This is a genomic window from Paraburkholderia sp. MM6662-R1 (genome assembly GCF_050436245.1).
Classification (GTDB): Bacteria; Pseudomonadota; Gammaproteobacteria; order Burkholderiales; family Burkholderiaceae; genus Paraburkholderia; species Paraburkholderia tuberum.
Genome location: NZ_JBNDLV010000001.1, coordinates 1,956,676 through 1,974,899 on the forward strand (window position 1 = coordinate 1,956,676; position 18,224 = coordinate 1,974,899).

Genomic DNA, 18,224 nt, shown 5'->3' on the forward strand with positions numbered 1-18,224 from the left:
CCCGTCGCCGCGTGTCGCTCCCCTCACGCCGGCTCCAGCTCCGGCACCAGCCCGCCGTGCAGCAGTTCGGAAATCGCTTCCGTCGATAGCGGCCTGGCGAAATAGAAGCCCTGCATTTCGTCGCACGCGCGTGCCTTCAGGAAGTCGAGTTGCGCCGACGTTTCCACGCCCTCGGCGATCACCTGCAACTTCAGCGAATGGGCGAGCGCGATGATCGCCGACGTGATCGTCTCATCGTCGCCCGATACGCCGATATCCGACACGAACGAGCGGTCGATCTTCAAGCGGTCCACCGGGAAGCGCTTCAGATAGCTGAGGCTCGAATAGCCGGTGCCGAAGTCGTCGATCGCGAGACCGATGCCGAGCGCGTGCAGTTCGTTGAGCATCGACACTGCTTCTTCCGCGTTGCGCATGATCGTGCTTTCGGTCAGCTCGAGTTCGAGGTACTTCGGTTCGAGTCCGGTCTCGTCGAGCACCTGCATCACGAGCTTCGCGATGTCACGCTGCTGGAACACCCGCGCCGACAGATTCACCGACACGCGCGCCGGCGGCAAGCCCTGATCCTGCCACGCCTTGTTCTGCCGGCACGCCTCGCGCAGCACCCACTCCGACAGCGGCCCGATCAGCCCGCTTTCCTCGGCGAGCGGAATGAACGACGACGGCAGCACGAGCCCGACCTCGGGATCGTGCCAGCGCACCAGCGCCTCGATGCCGACGATCTGTCCGCTGCCGATATCGACCTGCGGCTGATAGTGCAGCAGGAACTCGTTGTCGCGCAGCGCGCGGCGCAGGCGTCGTTCGAGATTCAGGCGCGCGCCCGCGCTCGCGTTCATCTCCGGCTGATAGAACTGGAACGTGTTGCGCCCCATGTCCTTCGCGCGATACATCGCGACGTCGGCCTTCTTCATCAGCGTTTCGGCATCCTCGCCGTCCTGCGGGAACAGGCTCGCGCCCATGCTGCAGCCGACGTACAGCTCGGTGCCGTCGAGCCACACCGGCTCGGCGATCGACGCGCGCACGCGCTCCATCCACGTGATCAGCGATTGCTCGTCGACGGTGTCGGTCATCACGATCACGAACTCGTCGCCGCCGTGACGCGCAACCGTGTCGCTGGTGCGCGAGCAGCGCGCGAGCCGTTCGGCGACCACCCCGAGCAGCCGGTCGCCGACGCTATGGCCGAGGCTGTCGTTGACGTTCTTGAAGCCGTCGAGATCGAGGAACACGACCGCGACGCCCGAATGATGCCGCTGCGCGACGACGAGCGCATGTTCGAGCCGGTCGCGCAGCAGGTTGCGGTTCGGCAGCCGCGTAAGGCCGTCGTAGTTGGCCTGGTATTCGAGCTGCTCCTGATAGCGGATCAGCTCGGTCACGTCGTTGATGACGCCGATATGATGGGTGATCACGCCTTCCGCGTTCGGCACCGGCGCGATGAACAGCTGATTCCAGAACAGCGCGCCGTCCTTGCGATAGTTGCGCACCACCGCGCTGACCTCGCGATTCGCCGCGAGCGCCTCGCGGATCAACGCGACGCCTTCCTGGTCACGGTCGTCGCGTTGCAGCACGCGGCAGTCGTGGCCGATCACCTCGGCGGGATCGTAGCCGGTGATGCGCATGAACGCCGGATTCACGTATTCGATCAGATTGCCCGACGGCGACGGCGCGGTGATCAGGATCGCGTTGACGCTCGCGTCGAGCGCCCGGCTTTGCAGACGCAGCGCGAGATCGGCGCGCTTGCGCTCGGTGATGTCGGTGTACGAGCCGAGCACGCCGATCACCTGACCGCCGCCGTCGGTGAAGGGCAGCTTGCTCGTGACCGTCGTGCGGTGCAAGCCGTCGATCACGAAGTCGACCTCGAAGTTCATCTTGGGCACGCCGGTGCTCACGACTTCGCGATCGTGCTCGGTCAACAGGTCGGCGAACGCGCGCCACGCCAGGTCGGCGTCGCTCTTGCCGACCACCTGTTCGGGATACGCGAGCCCCGCATCGCGCGCGAACGCCATGTTGCAGCCGAGATAGCGCGAGTTCAGGTCCTTCCAGAAGATGCGCTGCGGAATGTTGTCGATCACCGCTTCGAGCATCTGATTCGAGCGCTGCGCTTCGGCTTCGGCGTTGATCTGGTCGGTCACGTCGTCCGCCAGCACGAACGAGGCGTCGCGGCCCATGAAGTTCAGTGCGTGATAGGACACGTTGACGCTGAGGATCGAGCCGTCCTTGCGCCGATGCCGCCAGATGCCCGCCATCGTGTGGCTCTGGCGGAGGTCGGCGCTACGCTGCAGGTGCGTCTCCAGGCGGCCGATTTCCGAGTTCGGGCGGATCGCGCGGATCGTCATGCCGAGAAACTCGTCTTCCGTGTAGCCGTATTGCTGGATCGCGGCCTTGTTGACGGCGAGAAAGCACAGCGTGTCGCGATCGAAGATGTACATCGGCACGGTGTGATCGTCGAACAGGCTGCGAAAACGCTCGTCGTTGCGCACCAGCGCGCGGGCGCTGCGCAGTTTTTCGCGCGCGCTGTTCTCGCGCACGCCGAACGTGAGGAACAGCAGCACGCTGCCGGTGAGCATCGTCACGAGCAGCACGAACATCGCGCGCTCGCTGTCGCTCGCCGATGCCGCGAGCGAGGTCTGCAACGAGCGGTTTTCCTCGCTGCGCAACGTGGCGAGCGCGGCTTCGACACGCTCTAGCGCGGGGGCAAGATGCGAGTTCGACGGCGCAGGGTCGAGGGATGCCTCGAATGGCGCGTCGAGGGGGGCCGCCCCTGGTGCTTCGGTCGATGCCGCGTGCGCCACGCCCGACGCCGCGCCCGACGCCGCGCTTGCCGCCGCGCTTGCCTCTCCGGGCAGGTCACTCGCATGGTTGCGCAGCGTGTCCTCGAGATCGTGCTGCAACGCGTGCCGCGCCGCGCTCAGGCTGGCAAGCGCCCCCGACATGTACGGCTCGCTCGCGAGCTCCTCGCGCAGTGATTGCTCGCGGCTCGCGAGTGTGTTCGTCATCGAAGCGGCCGCGTCGGGCGGCACCGGCTTGCCCGATTCTTTCAGGCGGTGCAGAGCGGCGAGCGCGTTATCGAGCGCGGCGTGATACGCATCGAGGTTCTGGCGCACGCTGGTCGAGCGCGCGAGGCGCGCATCGGCGTCGCGCTGCCCGCGAATCTGCGTGTACGCGACGAACGCGTTTGCACCGACCGCGACGACCACGACCGCAATATTGATCAGCAGTCGCTTCGATAGAAAAGGATTCATGGATTCCGAACGTCAATCGTTCCGAGGGCGGGAGAGCGCGCTCGCTGCCGGTGCGTCGGGCCGCATCGATGCAAGTCTTTTACGCGCCATCCTTTGGATATCGGCAGCGATCGGAAGCGGGTTGAGGGTCGGCGTGAAAAAAATCTGATGATTTGGGGGAAGGCTGCGAGTTGGTGGGGGCGCCTGGCTGGGGGCGGCTGACCGGCCGCACCTAGCCGGCCGCGCCTAGCCGGCCGCTTCAAATTCCTTCATCGCCGGGACGAAATCGTGGCTCGCCTCGGGCTTGCGCGACAGCTTCGCGAGCACATAGCGCTTGAAAGGATCGAGCTCGGCCCAGCGCGCGACGCTCGGCGCGGCGAGACCGGCCAGCCCCGCCTGATGCGCGACACCGTCGGGCACGCTGTCGGTTTGACGCCAGGCCGGCGACTCCTCCGGCGTGAACCACTCCGGTTCGACGTTCGCGTGCGTGCGCAGCATCTCGAACAGCGCGTGATCGAAATTCGGTTCGATCTGCGTGTCGTCTTCGACCGGGAAACGCGCGAGCAGCTTGCGATCTTCGAGCGGCAGTTGCTGCCACTGCGCGAGCGTGATGCGCAGCCCGAAACGGTCGAGATTGAAGCGCACCGACATCGGGATATAAGTGAAATTCTCCGAAGACGCGACCTCGAAGTCGAACAGAAGCGGTGCTTCGTTGAGTCCCATGTCAGTGCTCCTTGTCGGTGGCGGACAGCGTGCGGGCGTCGCTTGAGGTATTTTAGAACCTTATTCGCGCGACGGCGCCCCGCGCGGCGGCCGCCGCGAAGCATACGGCGAGCCCGGCGCACCCTTTGACGCGCGGCATGGTACAGGAGTGAAGCAGCTTGAACGGACAGCAAAACGGGCGCCAAACCGGGCGGGCGGACGGCCAGCCCCACGCCCTCGACAGCGACGAACAACCCGGCGCGGTGCAACTCGAAGTGCGCCGCCATCGCGGCGCGGCGGTTGAAACCGCCACCGATCACGTCGGCCAGGAGTGGCCGGTCGCGCTCGTGTTCAACGGCATCTCGCACGCGGTGATGATGTGCACGCCGCGCGATCTCGAAGCGTTCGCGGTCGGCTTCGCGATTTCGGAGGGGATCGTCGAGCGCGGCAGCGACATTCAGGACATCGAGGTCGAATTGCACGGGCACGGCGAGCTGCCGCATGCCGAGGTGCAATTGCAGGTCGTGCAGCAGGCGTTCGCCGGTTTGAAGGAAAAGCGCCGCGCGCTCGCCGGGCGCACCGGCTGCGGCGTGTGCGGCATCGAAAGCATCGATCTGCTGGATCTGAAACCGCAGCGTGTACCCGACACTGGCTTCTTGCAGCGGCTCGCGCCCGATGCGATCGCACGCGCCGCGCGCGCGCTGCCCGAGCACCAGGCGCTCACTCGTTTGACGGGCGGCCTCCACGCGGCCGCGTGGTGTGATTCGCAAGGCGCGATTCACTCTGCGTTCGAGGACGTCGGCCGCCACAACGCGCTCGACAAGCTGATCGGCCAGCTCGTGCTCGACCGCGCCGATACGCGCGACGGTTTCGTGTTTCTGTCGAGCCGCGCGAGCTACGAGCTGGTGCGCAAGGCCGCGCGCGTCGACGTGCCGATGGTCGCGACGATCTCGGCGCCGTCGTCGCTCGCGATTGCGATCGCGCGTGAGGCGGGCGTGCGGCTCGTGAGCTTCTGCCGCGAAGGCAGCTACGTCGATTACGACACGTGGCAGCAGCAAGCTTGAGCGATTGAAGCGGCGCAGCGACGATTCACGGCTAACCCACCCGAAGCCCGCCTGCGTCGCCCCCTCAGTCGAACCGCCGGAAATCCGGCTTGCGCTTCTCGAAGAACGCCTTGAACGCCTCGCGCGCTTCGGGCGCAAGCAGCATCTTGCCGAAATGCACGGCTTCCTCGGTCATCTGCGTCTGCAGTTCCTGCTGGCTCGCGCGCTTCATCAGGCTCTTCGTCACGCGCAACGACGACGCCGGCAGCGCCGCCAGCTTCGCGGCCTGCGACGCCGCGAACGCGTCGACTTCGCCCGCCGGCAGCACGCGATTCACGAAGCCCATGCGGTGCGCTTCGGCCGCGTCGAACGCCTCGCCGAGCAGCAGTTTTTCCGCCGCCGCCTGGTAACCGGCCACGCGCTGCAGCAACAGGCTCGACGCTGCTTCCGGGCACAGCCCGAGCTGCGTGAACGGCAGCGAAAAGCTCGCGGTGTCGGCCGCGTAGACCAGATCGCAATGCAGCAGCAGCGTCGTGCCGACGCCGACCGCCGGCCCCGCGACCGCCGCCACCACCGGTTTTTCCGCCGAACATAGCGCGCGCAGGAACTGGAACACCGGCGGGGTTTCGCCAACCGGCGGCGACTTCATGAAGTCCTCGAGATCGTTGCCCGCGCTGAATATGCCCGCGCTGCCGCGAATCAGGATCGCGCGCACCGACGCGTCGCCCTGCGCGTCTACGAGCGCGTCGGCCATCGTCTGATACATCGCGGCCGTGAACGCATTTTTCCTGCCGGGCCGGTTGAAGCTGATGGTCAGCACCGCGTCGGCGCGCTCGACCAGAATATCCGTCGTCATCCCGTTCATCTCCTTGTGCTCCTGCTGAATGTAAAAACGGTTCGCAAGCCGCGCGGCCTGCGAACCGTTGCGCGATCCCTGGTGGATCACAGAAGGATCCCCCGTTCGATCAGCGGCTCACAGACGCTCGATGATGCCCGCCGCGCCCATGCCGGTACCGACGCACATCGTCACCATGCCGTACTTGTAGTTGCGGCGGCGCAGGCCGTGCACCACGGTCGCCGCACGAATCGCGCCGGTCGCGCCGAGCGGATGGCCCAGTGCGATCGCGCCGCCGAGCGGGTTGATCTTCGACGTATCGAGGCCGAGGTCCTGGATCACCGCGAGCGACTGCGCGGCAAACGCCTCGTTCAGCTCGATCCAGTCGAGGTCGTCCTGCTTCAGGCCCGCGGCTTTCAGCGCGGCCGGAATCGCTTCCTTCGGGCCGATGCCCATGATTTCCGGCGGCACGCCGCGCACCGCGAAGCTGACGAAGCGCGCGAGCGGCGTCAGGTTGAACTGCTTGAGGATTTTTTCCGACACGACGATCAACGCGCCCGCGCCGTCCGACGTCTGCGAGCTGTTGCCGGCCGTGACCGAGCCTTTGTTCGCGAACACCGCGCGCAGCTTCGCGAGGCCCTCCATCGACGTGTCCGCGCGCGGACCTTCGTCGAGCGACACCTCGCGCGTTTTCACGTTGATCTCGCCGGTCGCGAGATCGGGCACGCGATCGACGATCGTGTACGCGGCGATTTCGTCGTTGAATTCGCCGGCTTGCTGCGCGGCGAACGCGCGGCGGTGCGATTCGACCGAGAACGCGTCCTGCGCTTCGCGGCTGATCTTCCAGCGCTCGGCGACTTTCTCCGCGGTCAGGCCCATGCCGTACGCGATGCCGACGTCTTCGTTGCGATCGAAGATATGCGGCGACAGCGACGGCTTATTGCCCATCATCGGCACCATGCTCATCGATTCGCAGCCGCCCGCGATCATCGCATCCGCCTCGCCGACGCGGATGCGGTCCGCGGCCATCGCGAGCGCGGTCAGACCCGACGCGCAGAAGCGGTTCACCGTGACGCCGCCGACCGTGTTCGGCAGACCTGCCAGCAGCGCGCCGATTCGCGCGACGTTCAGGCCCTGCTCCGCTTCCGGAATCGCGCAACCGACGATCGCGTCTTCGATCACGCCGGTGTCGAGGCCGGGCACCTGGGCGACGGCCGACCTGATCGCGTGAACCAGCAGCTCATCCGGACGTGTGTTCCTGAACATGCCGCGCGGCGCCTTGCCGATCGGCGTACGGCTCGCGGCGACGATGTATGCGTCTTGCAATTGCTTTGCCATTTGGGAATCTCCTTTGTCGACCAGAGTTGGCCAAAGCTCTTACTCTGGTCCCATGCACATTGTGCGGTCGCCGCTTAGTTGCGCACCGGCTTGCCGGTCTGCAGCATGCCCATGATCCGTTCCTGCGTCTTCTGCGTGCCGAGCAGCTCGACGAACGCGCGACGCTCGAGTTGCAGCAGCCATTCTTCGTCGACGAGGCTGCCCGCTTCGACGTCGCCGCCGCACACCGCTTCCGCGACGCGGCTCGCGATCAGGAAATCGTGCTCGCTGATGAAGCGGCCGTCGCGCATGTTGACGAGCGACGCCTTGATCGTCGAGATCGCCGAGCGGCCCGCGACCGGCACCTGGGTCGCGCGCAGCGGCGCACGGTAGCCCGCCGCGGCGAGCGCGCGCGCTTCCTTCTTCGCTACGTCGAGCAGTTCGAACACGTTGAAGACGATCGTGTCGGAAGGCTTCAGGTAGCCCATCGCGCGGGCGTCGAGCGCGGAGGCCGACACCTTCGCCATCGCCGCGTTCTCGAACGACTTCTGCAGGAACTTCAGCAGATCGCTCGTCGCGCCGACCTGGCTTGCCGCTTCGGCCGCGCGCAGCGCCGCTTCCTTCAGGCCGCCGCCCGCCGGCACGAGACCCACGCCGACTTCGACGAGACCCAGATAGCTCTCGATGTGCGCGACGCGCTTCGCGCTGTGCAGTGCGAGCTCGCAGCCGCCGCCGAGCGCGATGCCCGAGATCGCCGAGATCACCGGCACGTTCGCGTACTTGACGCGCAGCATGCCCTGCTGGAAATTCTTCACGAACGGCTCGATGCCCTTCGCGCCGCCCATCATGAACGCGGGCATCGCTTCTTCGAGGTTCGCGCCCGCCGAGAACGGACCGCCCGGCGTGCCGAGCTTCAGCGATGTGGGCTGCCACACGACGAGGCCCTTGTAGTCCTTCTCGGCCAGTTCGATCGCCTGCGTGAGCCCTTCGATCACCGCCGGTCCGATCGTGTTCATCTTGCTCTTGAACGACACGATCAGCACGTCGTCCTCGCCCGCGCGATCGTCGACCCATGCGCGCACCGCATCGGTCTCGAACAGCGTCTTGCCGTAGGTCTTCGGATCGGCGCCGGTTTCGCCGACGAGCGGCGCGCGGAACACCTGCTTGCGGTACACGTCGAGCGACGAGCGCGGCACGAAGGTCTGCGTGGCCGGGGACCACGAGCCTTCGGCCGTGTGCACGCCGCCCTTCTCGTCAACCGCGCCTTCGAGCACCCACGACGGCAGCGGCACGTTGGCGAGCGCCTTGCCCGCCGCGATGTCTTCCTGCACCCATTCGGCGACCTGCTTCCAGCCGGCCGTCTGCCAGCCTTCGAACGGACCTTCGTTCCAGCCGAAGCCCCAGCGGATCGCGAGATCGACGTCGCGCGCATTGTCGGCGATCGATTCCAGATGCACGGCGATATAGTGATAGACGTCGCGGAAGATCGACCACAGGAACTGCGCCTGCGGGTGCTGCGTTTCGCGCAGCAGCTTCAGACGCTCGGCAGCCGGACGCTTCAGAATGCGGCCGACGAGTTCGTCCGCCTTCCCGCCGCCGTCGATATATGCACCCGTGTTCGGATCGAGTACCTTGATCGCCTTGCCTTCCTTCCTGTAGAAGCCGGCGCCGGTCTTCTGGCCGAGCGCGCCCTTCTTCACCAGTTCGGCGAGCACGGCCGGCGTTTCGTAGACCGGCAGAAACGGATCGTCCGGCAGCGTGTCCTGCATCGTCTTGATCACGTGCGCCATCGTGTCGAGACCGACCACGTCGGCGGTGCGGAACGTCGCCGACTTCGCGCGGCCGAGGCGCGCGCCGGTCAGGTCGTCCACTTCGTCGAAACGCAGGCCGAACTTCGCGGCTTCGGCAATAACCGCAAGGATCGAGAACACGCCGACGCGGTTCGCGATGAAGTTCGGCGTATCTTTCGCGCGCACGACGCCCTTGCCGACCACGCTGGTCAGGAAGGTTTCGAGCTGATCGAGAATTTCCGGACGCGTCGTCGCGGTCGGGATCAGTTCGACCAGATGCATGTAGCGCGGCGGATTGAAGAAGTGCACCCCGCAAAAGCGCGCCTTCAGTTCGTCCGCGAAACCTTCGGACAGTGCGGTGATCGACAGCCCCGACGTGTTGGTCGCGAAAATCGCGTTCGGGCCGATGTGCGGCGCGACCTTCTTGTACAGGTCGTGCTTCCAGTCCATGCGTTCGGCGATCGCTTCGATCACGACGTCGCACTCGGCGAGCTTGTCGATGTCGTCGTCGTAGTTCGCGGGCTGGATGTATTGCGCGTCGTCCTTCACGCCGAACGGCGCCGGCGACAGCTTCTTCAGATTTTCGATCGCCTTCAGCGCGATCCCGTTCTTCGGGCCTTCCCTGGCGGGCAGGTCGAACAGCAGCACGGGCACCTTGGCGTTGATCAGGTGCGCGGCGATCTGCGCGCCCATCACGCCGGCGCCGAGCACGGCTACCTTGCGAATGATCAGATTGCTCACGTCGTTTCTCCGGAGAGTTGTGCGATGGCGCGAAGCGTCAGCCATGCTTCGCGCGATGTGTGTGGCCTCGCTCGATGTGGGAGCGTCAGAACAACGCTTCTTCGACGTCCATCATCGGCTTCGAACCGGCGCGCGCCTGGCGGATCGTCATCGCCGTTTCGGGCAGCAGCTTCGCGAAGTAGAAGCGCGCGGTCGCGAGCTTCGCCTTGTAGAACGGATCGCCCGATACCTCCTTGTCCAGCGCGATACGAGCCATGCGTGCCCAGAAGTACGAGAACACCAGATGGCCGACCGTGCGCAGATACGGCACGGCCGCGGCGCCGACTTCGTCCGGGTTCTGCATCGCCTTCATGCCGATTTCCATCGTCAGTTTCTGCACCTTTTCGCCGATCTCGGCGAGCGGGTTCACGAACTCCTGCATCTCCGGCTTGATGCCTTCGGCTTCGACGAATTCGGCGACGAGCTTGCCGAACTTCTTCATCTTCGCGCCCATGTCGCCGAGCACCTTGCGGCCGAGCAGGTCGAGCGACTGGATGCCGTTGGTGCCTTCATAGATCATGTTGATGCGCGCGTCGCGCACGTACTGCTCCATGCCCCATTCGGCGATGAAGCCGTGGCCGCCGTAGATCTGCATCGCGTGATTGGTGCCTTCGAACGCGTTGTCCGACAGGAACGCCTTCAGGATCGGCGTGAGCAGCGCGACGAGGTCGGCGGCTTCCTTGCGCTGGGCTTCGTCGGCGTGCGACAGCTCCTTGTCGATCTGCAGCGCCGACCAGTACGAGAACGCGCGGCCGGCTTCGGCGTAGGCCTTCTGCGTGAGCAGCATGCGGCGCACGTCCGGATGCACGATGATCGGATCGGCGGCCTTTTCCGGCGCCTTCGGGCCGGTCAGCGAACGCATCTGCAGCCGCTCTTTCGCGTACGTGAGCGAGTTCTGATATGCGACTTCGGTGAGACCGAGGCTCTGCATGCCGACGCCGAGACGCGCTGCGTTCATCATGACGAACATCGCGTTCAGGCCTTTGTTCGGCTCGCCGACCATCCAGCCCTTCGCGTTGTCGAGATTGATCACACAGGTCGCGTTGCCGTGAATGCCCATCTTGTGCTCGATCGCGCCGCACTTCACGCCGTTGCGCTCACCGGGCTCACCCGCTTCGTTCGGCACGAACTTCGGCACGATGAACAGCGAAATCCCCTTGGTGCCCTTCGGCGCATCCGGCAGACGCGCGAGCACGAGGTGAACGATGTTCTCCGCCATGTCATGCTCGCCGCTCGAAATGAAAATCTTCGTGCCGCTGATCGAGTACGAGCCGTCGCCGTTCGGCTCGGCCTTCGTGCGCAGAATGCCGAGGTCGGTGCCGCAATGCGGCTCGGTCAGACACATCGTGCCGGTCCAGACGCCTGCGACGAGCTTCGGCAGATAGCGTTGCTGCAGTTCCGGCGTGCCGTGCGCGTGCAGGCATTCGTACGCGCCGTGCGACAGGCCCGGATACATCGTCCACGCCTGATTCGCCGAGTTCAGCATTTCATAGAGCGCGTTGTTGACGAACGCGGGCAGTCCCTGGCCGCCGAATTCCGGGTCGCAACCGAGCGCCGGCCAGCCGGCTTCGACGTATTGCCGATAGGCCTCCTTGAAGCCCTTCGGCGTGGTCACGACGCCGTCGCCGGCATACGTGCAGCCTTCCTGGTCGCCGCTGTGGTTGAGCGGGAACAGCACTTCGGAGCAGAACTTGCCGGCTTCCTCGAGCACCGCGTTGATCGTGTCGGCGTCGAGTTCGGCGTGCTTCGGCATTTGCCGAAGTTCGGCCTCGACGTTGAGCAGTTCGTGCAACACGAATTGCATGTCGCGCAGCGGCGCGGCGTACTGTCCCATGACTCTCTCTCCCTGGTTTGACAAAAAGCCAGGCCGTTGGCCGGGTCCGTGGTCGGACCTTCTGCGCCGCGCGTTTCCGGTAGATTCCGGCGACGCCGCTAACGGCTTTCGCTTTGATACGAATTAATCAGTTTTTCCAGCGCGGCCCACGTGAGACGCACCGCATCCGGCAGATGCAGAAAGCGCGCGTCGTGATGCAGGCCGAGCGTGACGCTATACAGTTCGAACAGCATCAGTTGCGGGTCGGTATCGGCGCGCAGATGCCCTTCTTCCATCGCTTGCGAGATCGCGCGCGTGAGCGCCGCACGCCACGTCGTCACGCTCGACACCAACTGCTCGCGCACCTGGCTATCCGCGCGGTCGTCGTATTCGACGGCGCCGCTGATGTAGATGCAGCCGGTCGTGACTTCCTGAATGCGTTTCTCGATCCAGCGGGAAATCATCGCGCGCAAGCGCGGCAGACCACGCGGCTCGCGCAGGCTCGGGAAAAACACCTCTTCTTCGAAACGGCGGTGGTATTCGCGCACGACCTCGATCTGCAGATCCTCGCGCGACCCGAAATGCGCGAACACACCGCTCTTGCTCATCTGCATGCGCTCGGCCAGCAGACCAATCGTCAGACCTTCCAGTCCGTCTCGGCCTGCCAGATCGAGTGCTGCGTCGAGAATCGCGGCTCGGGTTTGTTCGCCTTTTCGCATAGCTGTCTTACCGTTCTAACGTGACCGAATTGAAAATCGAACGGCCGTACTATTATTGAGTGCTTGCCGTCCGCGAAACAAGGACTTTATTAGAAACCGGTTTCTAACCGGCTTCTAATTTTGCGGCTTTCGACCATCAGATCAATCAGATTTTTAGAGGCGTTTGCCTTGACTCGATGGTTGCCGATCGGCGCGCGCGTGTTCTCGCGCGTGTTCTATTTCTTTGCCCCGGTTCGCTGGCGCCGATTGATGGCCGACATGATGCAGCAAGCGCGGGCTCTCGTGCGAGCGGTATTAGTCGTAGCCGCCCACCGTCAGCAGCTTCATCGCGACGCGGTAGCTCGTGTACGCGATCCAGCTCAGCGCGCGCACGCGCGCCGGTCGCGATTCGTAGTGCGCTTCATCGATTGGCCGCGCGTCCGTGAACGCGTCGAGAATCGCGTCGCGCAGTTTGGGGATCGACGGATCGTTCACGAGCACGACGTTCGCTTCGTTGTTGAGCATCAGGCTGAGCGCATCGAGATTCGACGAACCGACCGTGCCCCAGTTCGAATCGACCACCGCGACCTTGCCGTGCAGCAGCGTCTTCTCGTATTCGGCGATCTGCACGCCTGCGCGCAACAGCGCGTGGTACAGGAACGGCACGGCGTAATCGAGCGCCTTGAACTCCTTGCGCCCGATGATCAGCTTCACGACCACGCCGCGCCGCGCCGCGAACACCAGCGCGCGACGCAGCTTGCGTCCCGGCATGAAGTACGGATTCGCGAGCAGGATTTCATGGCGCGCCTGGCCGATCGCCGCCAGATAAGCTTTTTCGATCGCGCGGCGGTTGATCAGGTTATCGCGCGCGACGAATGCGACGCACGGCTCGCCGCCGGCCCACAGTTCCTCGTTGCGGCGTCGCCGGCGTCTGCGCAGACTGCCAAGCGAGTTGGCGTCCTGCGACGACAGGTCGGGCTTCATCGAATCGAGCGGCCGATGGCCGACGCGAATCCGCCGCCACTGCACGTCGATCGCATCGCGCACGTCGGCGACCACCGGCCCGCGCAGCTCGACCGCGAAGTCCCAGCGCCGGTACGGCAGCTTCTCGCCGTTGTTCTCGTAATCGTCGACGATATTGATGCCGCCGCAATACGCGATCTGATCGTCGATCACCGCGAGCTTGCGGTGCGTGCGCGAAAAGCCGAAGCGGCCGAACAGATGCGGGTTGTAGATGCGATGCTCGATGCCGCCGGCCGGCCATTGCTCGAACATCTTCAGGCGCGCGGTGCCGACGCCATCGGTGATCACGCGCACTCCGACGCCGCGCGCGGCAGCGCGAAGCAGCGCCTCGCTGACCGCGTGGCCGGCTTCGTCGTCGCAGAAGATATAGGTTTCGAGCGCGACGTTGTGCTCGGCCGCGTCGATGCGCTCGATCAGCGCGTCGAAGAAATCGTCGCCGGAGCGCAGCAGCTCGACCTCGTTGTTACTGGTGAAGCGGTAGCGCTGCCAGTAACGACGGCCGAGCAACGTGTGGCGCAGACGCGCCAAACGGCCCGAGCCGCCTGCGCTCACTGGCCACGCTCCCCGGCCAGCGGGCCGGATTGCGGATCGACCGGGCGTGCGGCGAGCCGCCGCGGCAACTGCAGGATCGCATCGGCATTCGACGACGAAAAGCAGCGCGATGCGGCCTCTTCATATGGCAGCCACATATACGCGGTGTGTTCGCGCGGCGCGAGCGTCACGTCGATGCACTCGGGGACCTGCAGGCTGAACCAGTGCTCGGTGTTGTAGAGCACGCCCGCTTCGTAGCGGTAACGAAATTCCGGGTAGATCTCGTAGTCGATCGAGTAGTGCCAGTCGAACAACCCGCTGCGCGGCACCAGCGCGCCGCCGATCATGATGCCGGTTTCCTCGCCGACTTCGCGCACCGCCGTGTCGGCGAGCGGTTCGTCGAGCCGGTCTTTCGAACCCGTCACCGACTGCCAGAACGCCGCATGATCGGCGCGCTCGAGCAGCAGCACGTCGAGCGCGGGCGTATGAATGATGACGAGGACGGACTGCGGAATTTTCGGCGGTTTCGGCATGGCTCAAACTGGGCGCGACGATACGCGCGGTACATGTCGGATGACGGTCGAAAGGGTCTGGAAAGCAGTGGCTTCACTGTAACGCAAAAAATGAAAAAGGCGCTGAGGTGGAGATCACCTCAGCGCCTTTTCGTTTCGCTCGTGTGGTTTTTTTGCGGCCGCCGGCCCGCTGGCCGGCACACGCAAGACCGCTTGCCGGCCGCGCGCAGCGGCCGCGGTTTTATGCCTTCGGTTCCGGCGTACGCAGACGGATGTGCAGTTCGCGCAGCTGACGCTCGTCGACTTCGCTCGGCGCCTGCGTGAGCAGATCCTGCGCGCGTTGCGTCTTCGGGAACGCGATCACGTCGCGGATCGAGTCGGCGCCGGCCATCATCGTGACGATGCGGTCCAGACCGAACGCGATACCGCCGTGCGGGGGCGCGCCGTATTGCAGCGCGTCGAGCAGGAAGCCGAACTTCGCCTGCGCTTCTTCCGCGTTGATCTTCAGCGCGCGGAACACCTTGCTCTGCACTTCCTCACGGTAGATACGCACCGAGCCGCCGCCGATTTCCCAGCCGTTCAGCACCATGTCGTAGGCCTTCGCGAGGCAGCGCGCGGGGTCCGTTTCGAGGTACTCGAGGTGCTCGTCCTTCGGGCTCGTGAACGGGTGATGCGCGGCGACGTAGCGGTTGTCTTCCTCGTCGTATTCGAACATCGGAAAGTCGACGACCCACAGCGGCTTCCAGCCGGACTCGACGAGGCCGTTGGCCTTGCCGAATTCCGAATGACCGATCTTCAGACGCAGCGCGCCGAGGCTGTCGTTGACGACCTTCGCGCGATCCGCCGCGAAGAAGATGATGTCGCCGTCTTGTGCGCCGGTGCGCTCGATGATCGCCTTCAGCGCTTCGTCGTGCAGGTTCTTCACGATCGGGCTTTGCAGACCGTCACGGCCCTTCGCCGCTTCATTGACCTTGATCCACGCGAGACCCTTCGCCCCGTAGATGCGCACGAATTCCGTGTAGCTGTCGATGTCGCCGCGCGACAGCTCGCCGCCCTTCGGCACGCGCAGCGCCGCGACACGGCCGTCCTTCGTGTTGGCCGGGGTGCTGAACACCTTGAAGTCGACGTCGCGCATCGCATCGGTCAACTCGGTGAACTCGAGCTTCACGCGCAGGTCCGGCTTGTCCGAACCGAAGCGGCGCATCGCTTCCGCGTATTCCATGACCGGGAATTTCTGGTCGAGCTCGACGCCGATCGTCGTCCTGAACACGTGACGGATCATCGCCTCGAACAGATCGCGGATTTCCTGTTCCGACAGGAACGAGGTCTCGCAGTCGATCTGCGTGAATTCCGGCTGACGGTCGGCGCGCAGGTCTTCGTCGCGGAAGCACTTGGTGATCTGGTAGTAACGGTCGAAGTTCGCGACCATCAGCAGCTGCTTGAATAGCTGCGGCGACTGCGGCAGCGCGAAGAACTGGCCCGGGTTCGTGCGCGACGGCACGAGGTAGTCGCGCGCGCCTTCCGGCGTGCTCTTCGTGAGCATCGGCGTTTCGATGTCGATGAAGCCCTGCTCGTCGAGGTACTTGCGCACTTCGATCGCGACACGATAGCGCAGACGCAGGTTGTGCTGCATCTGCGGACGGCGCAGGTCGAGCACGCGATGCGTGAGGCGCGTGGTTTCCGACAGGTTGTCATCGTCGAGCTGGAACGGCGGCGTGACCGACGCGTTCAGCACGATCAGCTCGTGGCACAGCACTTCGATCTTGCCGCTCTTCAGCGAGGCATTGGTCGTGCCTTCCGGACGGCCGCGCACGACACCCTTGACCTGCACGCAGAACTCGTTGCGCACGCCTTCGGCGACCTTGAACATGTCAGCGCGATCCGGATCGCAGACGACCTGAACGAGCCCTTCGCGATCGCGCAAGTCGATGAAGATGACGCCGCCATGGTCGCGGCGGCGGCTTACCCAGCCGCACAGCGAGACGGATTGGCCCAGCAGTTCTTCGGTCACCAGACCGCAGTATTCAGATCTCATCGACATGATGTTTGTCTTTCGTTTTGCATTGGTTGAACGGCGCGCCGCAGACGATCCTGCATGAAGCGTTGCGCGCCGGCATTAGAGCGGGGGCTCGACGGTGGCGCGGCGCACCGGCGCCGGCGGTGGCGCGGACGGCGCCACGACGCCCATCGAGACAATGTACTTGAGCGCAGCGTCGACCGTCATGTCGAGCTCGATCACTTCGCTTTTCGGCACCATCAGGAAGAAGCCGGACGTCGGGTTCGGTGTGGTCGGCACGTATACGCTGACGTACTCTTCTTTCAGATGGTTGGCCACGTCGCCGCCCGGGATGCCGGTCAGAAACGCGATCGTATAGGACCCGCGGCGCGGGTACTCGATCAGCAGCGCCTTGCGGAATGCATTGCCGCTGCTCGACAGCAGCGTGTCGGACACCTGCTTCACGCTGGTGTAGAGCGGGCCGACCACCGGAATGTGCGCGACCAGCAGTTCCCACCACTTCACGAGCTTCTGCCCAATGAAGTTCTGCGTCAACAGCCCGACGACGAAGATGAACGCGAGCGTGAGCACCGCGCCGAGGCCCGGCAAGCGATAGCCGATCGTGCGTTCCGGCTGCCACGAGGTAGGCAGCAGCAACAGCGTCTGGTCCATCGTGCCGATGACCAGACCGAGCACCCACAGTGTGATGGCCAGAGGCACCAGCACCAGCAGGCCGGTCAGAAACACCGATTTGAGCGTGAATTTCTTCGTCGTCATGTGTACCGCCAGAAAGCTGCGCGGGCCGAAGCCCATGCGCGGTAGATACGCCGCCCGCGCGGGGCGGCAGTCCCACTAGGCGCTGCCGGAACCGCTCGGGCTCGCGGCGGCGGGCGCTGCGGCGGGGGCCGCGGGCGCGGCAGCCGATGCAGCCGGGGCAGCGACTGCGGCCGGCTCGGACTTCGCTTCCGACGCGGCCGGCGCGCTCGTGCTGCCGCGGAAATCGGTCACGTACCAGCCGGAGCCTTTCAACTGGAAGCCGGCGGCCGTGAGTTGTTTGCTAAAGGTGTCTTTTCCGCACTCGGGACACTGCGTCAACTGGGGGTCGCTCATTTTCTGGAGCACGTCCTTCCCGAAACCGCATGACCCGCAACGATAAGCGTAGATCGGCATGATCCTCTCTTACTCCAAATCCCTACTGAAATCTTGTAAACGCTTGCAAAGCCTTGAATTATAGCCGCAAACGATGTCCGTTCCCCGGATTTCGGGAAGCGGACGCACGACGCGCCCGCCACCGCGCCAGATGGGGACGAGCCCCGGACCTCTCAAGAGCGGCGCGCGTGGCGTTAGCCGCGACGCCGCCAGGCGAGCCAGCGCTCGCGTCCGGCGAATACGGCGATCGAGTCGTCGACCGCTTCGTCTTCGACCAGCTCGAAGTATGGCGTGAGCAGCGCATCGAGCTCGCCGCGTTCGACGCCGAACGGCGGCCCTTTCGGCGTCGCGCCGATGAAAAAGATGCCCGCCAGCAACCCGCCGGCCGGCAGCAGTTCGCCCATGCGCTGCGCGTAGTCGGCGCGGCGCGCCGGCGGCAGCGCGCAGAAGAATGCGCGCTCATAGATCCATGCCGGTGCGAACGGTGGCGCATAGGCGAAGAAATCCGCCTGTTCGACCAGCGATGCATGCGCGCCGAGCTGCTCGCGTGCCGCCGCCACGGCAGCCGGCGAGAAGTCGATCGCGCGTACCGGGTTGCCCTGGCGCGCGAGCCATACCGCTTCGTGCGCGCTGCCGCAGCCTGGAATCAGCACGGCCACGTCGCGGTGCCGTTCGGCGAACGCGCGAAACGCGGACGGCACGCCCGCCTGATCCCACGGCGTGAAATGGCGCTCGAAGCGTTCGTCCCAGAACTCGGGCGAGTCGGGATCGCGGGTTGCGAAATCGGGCGCGGCGGGTTGGGTCGGATCGCTCATCGGAA

The 18,224-nt window shown here is 65.1% G+C and carries 15 protein-coding genes; 2 read left to right on the plus strand and 13 right to left on the minus strand.

Annotated elements, in window-relative coordinates; all coding sequences use genetic code 11:
* Positions 1-23 precede the first annotated feature (23 nt).
* A complete protein-coding gene (locus tag OKW39_RS09235) occupies positions 24-3,236 on the minus strand; it encodes a sensor domain-containing protein (protein WP_429562479.1) in 3,213 nt (1,070 codons plus the stop codon).
* On the opposite strand from OKW39_RS09235, the gene OKW39_RS09240 reads away from it, so the two are divergent.
* Positions 3,235-3,384, plus strand: coding sequence for a hypothetical protein (locus tag OKW39_RS09240; protein ID WP_429335736.1), 150 nt, complete (start codon positions 3,235-3,237; stop codon positions 3,382-3,384). The two genes, OKW39_RS09235 and OKW39_RS09240, sit on opposite strands and share 2 nt — an antisense overlap.
* A gap of 77 nt (positions 3,385-3,461) precedes the next feature.
* Here OKW39_RS09240 and OKW39_RS09245 read toward each other — a convergent pair whose 3' ends face one another.
* Positions 3,462-3,938 (minus strand): nitrate reductase associated protein, encoded by a 477-nt coding sequence (locus tag OKW39_RS09245; RefSeq protein WP_429335735.1) that lies wholly within the window; start codon positions 3,936-3,938, stop codon positions 3,462-3,464.
* A 158-nt stretch (positions 3,939-4,096) separates the two neighbouring features.
* On the opposite strand from OKW39_RS09245, the gene fdhD reads away from it, so the two are divergent.
* Positions 4,097-4,981 (plus strand): formate dehydrogenase accessory sulfurtransferase FdhD, encoded by an 885-nt coding sequence (gene fdhD, locus OKW39_RS09250; protein ID WP_429335734.1) that lies wholly within the window; start codon positions 4,097-4,099, stop codon positions 4,979-4,981.
* A 64-nt stretch (positions 4,982-5,045) separates the two neighbouring features.
* Here the strand turns inward: fdhD and OKW39_RS09255 are convergent, their stop codons facing one another.
* The 11 genes from OKW39_RS09255 to OKW39_RS09305 form a co-directional block, all read right to left on the minus strand.
* Positions 5,046-5,816: an enoyl-CoA hydratase gene (locus tag OKW39_RS09255; protein WP_429563475.1), complete on the minus strand. Its 771-nt coding sequence runs from the start codon at positions 5,814-5,816 to the stop codon at positions 5,046-5,048.
* A 117-nt stretch (positions 5,817-5,933) separates the two neighbouring features.
* Positions 5,934-7,133, minus strand: coding sequence for an acetyl-CoA C-acyltransferase (locus OKW39_RS09260; protein ID WP_184062394.1), 1,200 nt, complete (start codon positions 7,131-7,133; stop codon positions 5,934-5,936).
* A 74-nt stretch (positions 7,134-7,207) separates the two neighbouring features.
* Entirely contained in the window at positions 7,208-9,643 is a 2,436-nt protein-coding gene (locus OKW39_RS09265; protein WP_429562480.1) for a 3-hydroxyacyl-CoA dehydrogenase/enoyl-CoA hydratase family protein, read from the minus strand.
* An 85-nt stretch (positions 9,644-9,728) separates the two neighbouring features.
* On the minus strand, positions 9,729-11,516 hold the full coding sequence (locus OKW39_RS09270; protein ID WP_090803012.1) for an acyl-CoA dehydrogenase C-terminal domain-containing protein: 1,788 nt from the start codon (positions 11,514-11,516) through the stop codon (positions 9,729-9,731).
* Positions 11,517-11,614: 98 nt separating this feature from the next.
* The gene (locus tag OKW39_RS09275; protein WP_090803011.1) at positions 11,615-12,214 is read right to left on the minus strand and encodes a TetR/AcrR family transcriptional regulator; all 600 of its coding nucleotides are present in this window, start codon (positions 12,212-12,214) and stop codon (positions 11,615-11,617) included.
* 294 nt (positions 12,215-12,508) lie between these two features.
* Positions 12,509-13,768, minus strand: a complete 1,260-nt coding sequence (gene clsB, locus OKW39_RS09280; protein ID WP_429362389.1) for a cardiolipin synthase ClsB — start codon at positions 13,766-13,768, stop codon at positions 12,509-12,511.
* Positions 13,765-14,280 carry a dihydroneopterin triphosphate diphosphatase gene (gene nudB / locus OKW39_RS09285; RefSeq protein ID WP_090803007.1) on the minus strand — a complete coding sequence of 172 codons (516 nt, stop codon included), beginning with the start codon at positions 14,278-14,280 and terminating at the stop codon, positions 13,765-13,767. The genes clsB and nudB overlap by 4 nt, the downstream gene beginning before the upstream one ends.
* 220 nt (positions 14,281-14,500) lie before the next feature.
* Positions 14,501-16,300, minus strand: a complete 1,800-nt coding sequence (aspS, locus tag OKW39_RS09290; RefSeq protein ID WP_090803006.1) for an aspartate--tRNA ligase — start codon at positions 16,298-16,300, stop codon at positions 14,501-14,503.
* Positions 16,301-16,375: 75 nt separating this feature from the next.
* Positions 16,376-17,032 (minus strand): DUF502 domain-containing protein, encoded by a 657-nt coding sequence (locus OKW39_RS09295; protein ID WP_090805585.1) that lies wholly within the window; start codon positions 17,030-17,032, stop codon positions 16,376-16,378.
* Between the two features lie 75 nt (positions 17,033-17,107).
* Positions 17,108-17,425 carry an FmdB family zinc ribbon protein gene (locus OKW39_RS09300; protein WP_090803004.1) on the minus strand — a complete coding sequence of 106 codons (318 nt, stop codon included), beginning with the start codon at positions 17,423-17,425 and terminating at the stop codon, positions 17,108-17,110.
* Between the two features lie 173 nt (positions 17,426-17,598).
* The gene (locus OKW39_RS09305) at positions 17,599-18,219 is read right to left on the minus strand and encodes a methyltransferase domain-containing protein (RefSeq protein ID WP_429562481.1); all 621 of its coding nucleotides are present in this window, start codon (positions 18,217-18,219) and stop codon (positions 17,599-17,601) included.
* Positions 18,220-18,224 lie beyond the last annotated feature (5 nt).

What these genes read in the sequence shown, in the direction of transcription:
- OKW39_RS09240 (WP_429335736.1), top strand. Translation starts at nt 3,235, where the DNA reads ATGGATTCCGAACGTCAATCGTTCCGAGGGCGGGAGAGCGCGCTCGCT.
- OKW39_RS09235 (WP_429562479.1), bottom strand. Translation starts at nt 3,236, where the DNA reads ATGAATCCTTTTCTATCGAAGCGACTGCTGATCAATATTGCGGTCGTG.
- OKW39_RS09245 (WP_429335735.1), bottom strand. Translation starts at nt 3,938, where the DNA reads ATGGGACTCAACGAAGCACCGCTTCTGTTCGACTTCGAGGTCGCGTCT.
- OKW39_RS09255 (WP_429563475.1), bottom strand. Translation starts at nt 5,816, where the DNA reads ATGACGACGGATATTCTGGTCGAGCGCGCCGACGCGGTGCTGACCATC.
- OKW39_RS09260 (WP_184062394.1), bottom strand. Translation starts at nt 7,133, where the DNA reads ATGGCAAAGCAATTGCAAGACGCATACATCGTCGCCGCGAGCCGTACG.
- OKW39_RS09270 (WP_090803012.1), bottom strand. Translation starts at nt 11,516, where the DNA reads ATGGGACAGTACGCCGCGCCGCTGCGCGACATGCAATTCGTGTTGCAC.
- OKW39_RS09275 (WP_090803011.1), bottom strand. Translation starts at nt 12,214, where the DNA reads ATGCGAAAAGGCGAACAAACCCGAGCCGCGATTCTCGACGCAGCACTC.
- nudB (WP_090803007.1), bottom strand. Translation starts at nt 14,280, where the DNA reads ATGCCGAAACCGCCGAAAATTCCGCAGTCCGTCCTCGTCATCATTCAT.
- aspS (WP_090803006.1), bottom strand. Translation starts at nt 16,300, where the DNA reads ATGTCGATGAGATCTGAATACTGCGGTCTGGTGACCGAAGAACTGCTG.
- OKW39_RS09295 (WP_090805585.1), bottom strand. Translation starts at nt 17,032, where the DNA reads ATGACGACGAAGAAATTCACGCTCAAATCGGTGTTTCTGACCGGCCTG.
- OKW39_RS09300 (WP_090803004.1), bottom strand. Translation starts at nt 17,425, where the DNA reads ATGCCGATCTACGCTTATCGTTGCGGGTCATGCGGTTTCGGGAAGGAC.
- OKW39_RS09305 (WP_429562481.1), bottom strand. Translation starts at nt 18,219, where the DNA reads ATGAGCGATCCGACCCAACCCGCCGCGCCCGATTTCGCAACCCGCGAT.